Origin of the sequence: uncultured Thiodictyon sp. (assembly GCF_903828115.1) — a bacterium.
Taxonomy (GTDB): Bacteria; Pseudomonadota; Gammaproteobacteria; order Chromatiales; family Chromatiaceae; genus Thiodictyon.
The window spans coordinates 1-2,156 of sequence record NZ_CAIKKU010000403.1 but is presented as its reverse complement, the minus strand read 5'-3'; the positions used below and the strand labels follow the sequence as shown (position 1 = coordinate 2,156).

Genomic DNA, 2,156 nt, shown 5'->3' with positions numbered 1-2,156 from the left:
GTGGTCACGGCGATCGCGGTTAACCTGATCCGGGTCGTCGACTGGTTGGCGGGGACGCCCATCGCTCCCACCCGGTGTTCACGGTTTGCCGCCCTGCAAGGGGCTGCCTGAGCGGACGGAGGGATTCGCCACCAGTGTCAACGTTTTCTTCGGACCTGCGGGTCCGCGGCGCAGCGGCGACGGAATAAAGGTCTGGGACGGGGCGAATGCCCCGTCCCGCCCGGGAGTCATCTCTCGCTCCCACGCTCCGGCGTTTCTCGCTCCCGCGCTCCAGCGTGGGAGCAAGTCCGGACGCTCCAGCGTCCCGTAGCCCCACGGGCCGCTGGAGCGGCCGGACGGTATTCCCACGCTGGAGCGTGGGAACAAGAAGAGGCCGGTACCGCGCTCAGCCGTGACGCAATGCCCGCCCCCTCGCCGTGCCCGACCACACCGGAGGTCGAGGCTTCAGCCGGTCGGAGCCCGGCGTACCGCCGCGTCCCCCGCAGCCGCCGCGCCCTCCCTGGCCTCGCGTGTCGTCACGAAGCCGACCAAGGCCAGGAGTTTGTCCCGGCTCGGCCCGTTCAGATCGCGCCCCTAGCGGCCGTCATAGTGCGCGCAGTCCTCGACCGCCAGGCGGTAGGCATCGGTCGGGGCGGTGCGCACGTCGAGGTAAAGGGCCAGGCCATCCTCCACGAGCAGGAGGTCGTGGTTGCGGATGATGCGGACCGGTCCCCGTGGTTGGCGGCTGAACTTGTCCTGAAAGGCACGCAGCCGCCGGTACAGTCGCTCGGTCTCGATCAAATCCGGCTTGGCCCCGGCCGGCGGGTGCTCCAGCAGGAGAACACCAAGAAAAAATCATTGAAGGCGATGGGCCTATCACCGCGCGGGTGACCTCCTCGACCTTCATATCGCATTGAAAATCTTTGTGATCTTTGTGTCTCTGTGTGAGAACTGCTCTTTCTGGGAGATTGTCGCGCGCCGTAACCCGACACCGGGCCTGGGCAAGTCGGGTTACGCTGCGCGGCCTTGATCATCAGTCCGGCCGGCGGCGATCGGTCCGCACAGCGGACCCTACGGTAAGCCCGCGCTCCGTAGGGTCCGCTGTGCGGACCAACGGCCTCGCGGTGAGCCCGGTGGCCGGAATGATGACCAAGGCCCGCTGTCCCCGCGCCGGACGGGGCATGCGCCCCGTCCGTCACGTTTTCTTCGGACTTGCGGGTCCGTGGCGCGGCGGCGACGCGGTAAAGGTCCGGGACGGGGCGAATGCCCCGTCCCGCCCGAGAGCTAACCCGACCTACGGGGGCGGGCAGTGGGAGCGGAGCAGGTCGGCGACGCGGGCGGACTCGGCGGCGATCTCCGGGTGATTCGGCGCCAGGGTCAGGGCGCGGTCCAGCAGGGACTTGGCCTCGCGCAGCCGGGGGCAGGCGGCGGACTCGTTGCCCCTTTGGCGTTCCAGATCGGCGAGCTTGCGCAGGATCTCGCCCTGGTTGCCGAGTGCGATGACCTGATTCGGCGCGTGGCGCAGGGCCTCGTTGGTCGCGGCGATGGCGGCGAGATAGGCGGACTCGGCCCGCGCTGGATCGCCGAGGGTGACATGCAGGTCGCCGACCGACGAGAGGGCGCTGCCCTTGTTGATATGGGCATTGACATAATCCGGCGCCCGCGTCAGCGCCTCGCCGTAGGCGGCGATGGCCGCGCAATAAGCGGACTCGGCCCCCGCCGGATCATCAAGCGCTGCACGCAGGTCACCGAGTCTCAGGAGGGCGTTGCCCTTGCTCATGTGAGCCACGACGAATTCGGGCGCCCGCGTCAGCGCCTCGCCGTAGGCGGCGATGGCCTGCGTATAGGCGGCCTCGGCCCCGGCATGGTCGCTCAGGGCGGCGCGCAGTTCACCGAGACTCAGGAGGCCGGTGCCCTTGCTCGTGTGGGCAGCGACGTAATCCGGCGCCCGCGTCAGCGCCTCGCCGTAGGCGGCGATGGCCTGCATATAGGCGGCCTCGGCCCCGGCATGGTCGCTCAGGGCGGCGCGCGTTTGACCGAGTCTCGCGAGGGCGTTGCCGTTCTATCAAACTTACAAATTCATGCGTAAACATGAATAAAGTTGACTTCCTGCTTCACGGGGGCCGGTTTCACGCGGACCTTGCGGCCCGCGCCAGCGCCCTCCCCTCCACAGGCAG

2 protein-coding genes are annotated in these 2,156 nt (G+C 68.6%); both read right to left on the bottom strand.

Annotated elements, in window-relative coordinates; all coding sequences use genetic code 11:
- Positions 1 to 573 precede the first annotated feature (573 nt).
- Positions 574 to 780 (bottom strand): hypothetical protein, encoded by a 207-nt coding sequence (locus QZY48_RS14825; protein ID WP_295432080.1) that lies wholly within the window; start codon positions 778 to 780, stop codon positions 574 to 576.
- 493 nt (positions 781 to 1,273) lie between these two features.
- Entirely contained in the window at positions 1,274 to 1,966 is a 693-nt protein-coding gene (locus tag QZY48_RS14820; RefSeq protein ID WP_295432078.1) for a tetratricopeptide repeat protein, read from the bottom strand.
- Between the last annotated feature and the right edge of the window lie 190 nt (positions 1,967 to 2,156).